This window comes from Arthrobacter sp. H41 (genome assembly GCF_000520535.1).
Classification (GTDB): Bacteria; Actinomycetota; Actinomycetes; order Actinomycetales; family Micrococcaceae; genus Arthrobacter_D.
The window spans coordinates 12791-17419 of sequence record NZ_KI914775.1 but is presented as its reverse complement, the minus strand read 5'-3'; the positions used below and the strand labels follow the sequence as shown (position 1 = coordinate 17419).

Annotated in this window: 3 protein-coding genes; 1 reads left to right on the top strand and 2 read right to left on the bottom strand. The window is 66.7% G+C overall.

Features of this window, described 5'->3' with window-relative positions; all coding sequences use genetic code 11:
* Nucleotides 1-153: 153 nt before the first annotated feature.
* A complete protein-coding gene (locus Y705_RS17440; RefSeq protein WP_049822285.1) occupies nt 154-2403 on the top strand; it encodes a RelA/SpoT family protein in 2250 nt (749 codons plus the stop codon).
* A gap of 22 nt (nt 2404-2425) precedes the next feature.
* On the opposite strand, the gene Y705_RS0104610 is transcribed toward Y705_RS17440, so the two are convergent.
* Together Y705_RS0104610 and Y705_RS0104605 are read right to left on the bottom strand one after the other, a co-directional pair.
* Nucleotides 2426-3013 carry a hypothetical protein gene (locus Y705_RS0104610; protein ID WP_155849925.1) on the bottom strand — a complete coding sequence of 196 codons (588 nt, stop codon included), beginning with the start codon at nt 3011-3013 and terminating at the stop codon, nt 2426-2428.
* Between the two features lie 173 nt (nt 3014-3186).
* A partial coding sequence (locus Y705_RS0104605; RefSeq protein ID WP_026531996.1) for a DUF349 domain-containing protein occupies nt 3187-4629 on the bottom strand: 1443 nt, incomplete at its 5' end.

Below are 4629 nucleotides of genomic sequence, written 5' to 3'. Positions count from 1 at the left end.
GCGGCTCCGGCCGCTCTCGCCGAGCAGCCCTTGGCGGCGGCAGGTGCAGCGGCCGGCGCCGGGTCAGCCGGCAGTTCGGCAACCGGAACTGCGGCGGCCGACGCGGAGGCGGATCCGAGGGCGGATCCGACGGCGGCGAACGCGGATCAGGCTGTGCCCGGACGCCGGGGCCGTACGCGTGCCCGGATCGCCAGGCTGGCCGGGCGGGGGTCCTCGGGGTACTCGCCGGTGCTCGAACCGTTGCTGCGCACCGTTCGGGCCAACAACCCGAAGGAGGACCTCGACCTCATCCAGCGGGCCTACCTGGTGGCGGAGCGCAGCCATGAGGGGCAGAAACGCAAGAGCGGCGACCCGTACATCACCCACCCCGTTGCTGTCGCCACGATCCTCGCTGAACTGGGAATGACCGGCACTACCCTGGCGGCCGCACTCCTGCACGACACGGTGGAGGACACCTCCTACACGCTCGATGAGCTGCGCCGAGACTTCGGGCCCGAGGTCGCCATGCTTGTCGACGGCGTCACGAAACTCGACAAGGTTTCCTTCGGCGACGCGGCGCAGGCGGAGACGGTGCGCAAGATGGTGGTGGCGATGGCCAAGGACATCCGCGTCCTGGTCATCAAACTCGCCGACCGGCTCCACAATGCGCGGACCTGGCGCTTCGTCTCGGCGGCCTCCTCGGCGAAGAAGGCCAGGGAAACCCTCGAGATCTTCGCGCCGCTGGCTCACCGGCTCGGAATGAACACCATCAAGTGGGAACTGGAGGATCTTTCGTTCGCCGCCCTGCACCCCAAGGTGTACGAGGAGATCGTCCGGATGGTCGGTGACCGCACGCCTGAGCGGGAGAAACACCTGAGCCTCGTCCGCAACCAGGTCGAGGAGGACCTGCGCGCCGTCAAGATCAAGGCCACGATCACCGGACGGCCAAAGCATTACTACTCGATCTACCAGAAGATGATCGTACGGGGCAAGGACTTCGACGACATCCATGACCTGATGGGCGTCCGCGTCCTGGTGGACAGCGTACGTGACTGCTATGCCACCCTTGGTTCGCTGCACTCGCGATGGAACCCGCTGCCCGGGCGGTTCAAGGACTACATCGCCATGCCGAAATTCAACATGTACCAGTCGCTCCACACCACGGTGATCGGTCCGGGCGGCAAGCCGGTGGAGATCCAGATCCGCACGTACGACATGCACCGCCGCGCCGAATACGGTGTCGCAGCGCACTGGAAATACAAGAACGGCGGCGGAAAGGCAATCGAGGCGCCGGACAACGGCGACATGGGTTGGCTGCGGAGCCTTGTCGACTGGCAGCAGGAAACCTCCGATCCGGACGAGTTCCTCGATTCGCTGCGTTTCGAGATCAACGCGCGCGAGGTTTTCGTCTTCACACCCAAGGGCGAGGTCATGGCCCTGCCGGCGGGATCCACGCCCGTGGACTTCGCCTACGCCGTTCACACCGAGGTCGGCCACCGGACCATCGGGGCACGCGTCAACGGAAAACTGGTGCCGCTGAACAGCGAACTGACCCATGGCGACTGGGTGGAGGTCTTCACCTCGAAGGCGGAGGGTGCGGGACCGAGCCAGGACTGGCAGGGATTCGTCAAAAGCCCCCGGGCACGCAACAAGATCCGCCAGTGGTTCACCAAGGAACGCCGCGAAGAAGCGATCGACAAGGGCAAGGACCTGCTGACACGGGCTATGCGGAAGCAAAATCTTCCGCTCCAGCGCATGATGACCCACAGCGCCCTCACCACGGTGGCCCACGACCTCCGGCACCAGGACATCGCCGCGCTGTACGCGGCGGTCGGAGACGGCCACACGTCCCCGCAGAACGTGATCGAGCACCTTGTCGCATTGATGGGCGGGCATCAGGGCGCGGAGGAGAACATCGCCGAGACAGCGGTGGCGACCCAGCCGCGCCGACCCAAGTTCACCGACTCCGGAGTCACCGTCCGCGGTGTGGGCGACGTCTGGGTCAAGCTTGCCCGCTGCTGCACGCCCGTCCCGCCCGACCCTATCGTCGGCTTCGTGACCCGGGGCTCGGGTGTCTCGGTGCACCGGAACGACTGCCGGAACGTCACAGACCTGCGGGACCAGCCCGACCGCATCGTCCCGGTCGAATGGGCGCCCACGCAGTCGAGCGTCTTCCTCGTGGAGATCCAGGTGGAAGCCCTGGACCGGAAGAGCCTGTTGTCCGACGTCACGCGGGTGCTTTCGGAGAACCACGTGAATATCCTCGCGGCGAGCGTCAATACCTCGTCCGACCGTGTGGCGATGTCGCGGTTCGCCTTCGAGATGGGCGATCCGAAGTACCTGAGCCACATTCTCGGGGCGGTCCGGCGCATCGACGGGGTCTTCGACGTATACCGCACCACCGGGGCGCAGCGCAGGATCTGAACCTTGCCGTACCCGGACGGATTCACGGTTCCGCGGATGTCAACGCCTGGGCCTGCCGGAGGCGCGCGAGAGCCCTTGTTCGTCCCGGCACACGCCTCGTCGTGGTGACGGCGGCCTCGACGAGGCGCAGTCGGCATTCGAGCGAGTCGGTCGAAGCGATTGCACAGAGAATGTCCACCGCACTGGTGTCCTCCCCGTGAATCGCGATATCGAGGGCAGTGCGCAGGGGCGTGGTGACGGGGACACCGGCGACCAGGTTGACGTCGAACGGACCCAGCGCCACCTGGTGCATTGCGGCATTGCTGAACAGCGGCAGGGAGGTGGTCCGGCGTCGGTGATCGGTCACCAGGCTCAGCAGCAGGGGAGGCGGAGCGCAGCCGTAGATCCACGCAGCGCACTGCCGGCCGAGAGCCACGCGGGTCCGAAGGCTCCTCGGCACCGAACGCGCAGCACACTGGGCCCGAACCGATGCGTCCTCCAGGAAGTCAGTTCTCAGGTACGAACTCCCGTAGATCCGGCGCACCAGTCCGTCCAGCCTCATCGCCTGCAGCTCCTCGGAGCTGAAGACCTCGCCCGCATGGAAGAGCGCGCCACCGGTGGAGGTGATCACGACCCCGGAAGTCGCTCGGGGCAGCGGAAGCGTAGGCGGTGACGCTGAGGTCAGGCTGTCCAAGGGAGGCATTGCTCCAGCATCGCCAACGCGCGGCCAAAGGAGAAGCCTCCGTCCCCGGCATGTGGACAACCGGGAGCGGAGGCCTCGACGACGAGGCAGCGCAGTGTGCCCTAGGAGAAGTCCTGAGCCGAGCGCTGCAGCATCGCGAGCCATTGCTCACGGGCGGCGAGCGCTTCCCTGGCCGTGGTGATCCGTTTGGTGTCGCCGGCCTGTTCGGCTGCGGCAAGGTCTTCCTGAAGAGTGGCGATCGTTGCCTCGAGCTGGCTCAGCGCGCTGTTGGTACGTGCCTTGGTTTCCGGATTGGTCTTCTGCCAGTGGGCGTCGTCAGCAGCCTTGACCGCGTCCTCCACCTGCCGCAGGCCGGCCTCGATCCGCCCCATGTCGGCGCGGGGAACCTTCCCAGCCTCTTCCCATCGGTCCCGGATGGACTGCAGGGCCTTCTTCGCCGCGGCGACGTCCCGGACCGGTACCAGCTGCTTGGCCTCCCGAAGGAGAGTTTCCTTCGCCGTGAGATTGGACCCGTACTCTTCATCCACCGCTTCATTTGCTGTCTTACGGGCCTCGAAGAAGCGGTCCTGGGCTGCGCGGAAGCGGGCCCAGAGGGCGTCGTCGTCCTTGCGGCTGGCACGCTTCGACGCTTTCCACTCGTCCATGAGACGGCGGTACTCGGCGGCGGTGTGACCCCAGTCGGTGGAGGTGGAGAGCTGCTCAGCCTTCCCGATCAGTGCTTCCTTGGCGTGCTTGGCCTCGGCGTTGTCGCTGTCCAGCTGGGAGAAGTAGGCGCGGCGGTGACGGTCGAAAACGGTGCGTGCCGAGCGGAACCTCTTCCACAGGGCGTCTTCGGTCCCGCGGCCGAGCCGGGGCCCGTTCTTCTGCGCGGCCTTCCACAGCTCGAACAGTTCGTTCATCCGGGTGCTGCTGACTTTCCATTGCACAGTCCCCGGGTCCCGGCCCGCAAGCTCTTCGGCCTCCGACACCAGGGCTTCACGCGCAGCGAGTTCCTTTGCCTTCACCTCGTCCTGGGCGGCACGCTCGGTCTTCTCGAGCTGTGTGATGGCCTCCATCAGCGCATCGATGCGGGCTACCAGCCCCACCACATCGCCGACCATCTTCCGCTCGCCCACCTGCGCGCGGAGGTGTTTGGCGGTCTTCTGCATATCGGAGGAGGGCGCTTTGGCCTGCACACGCTGCTCGAGCAGGACAACCTGACTTGCGACGTCGTCGTACTTGCGCACGAAGTAGGCGAGCGCCTCCTCCCGCGTGGCATCGGGGTACTGGCCCACCGGGTGTTCCTCATCATCGATGAGCAGGTAGACGTGGCCGTCATCCTCCACGCGGGCGAACCTGGCTGCTTCCTCGAGCGGCGTACTGTGCGCCGGCGGTACGGCGATCGGCCGCTGGGACTTCCGGGCCGGGCGCGGGGTCATGGCCGTGGGAAGCGGCGGGCGGGAAGACGCGGGGCGCGGGGCCGGGGTAGCGGACACGGGGCTCTCAGTAGCTGCCGGCGGCGCGGTATCAGCGGGTTCGGCGGCTGCCGGAGACGCGGTATCAGC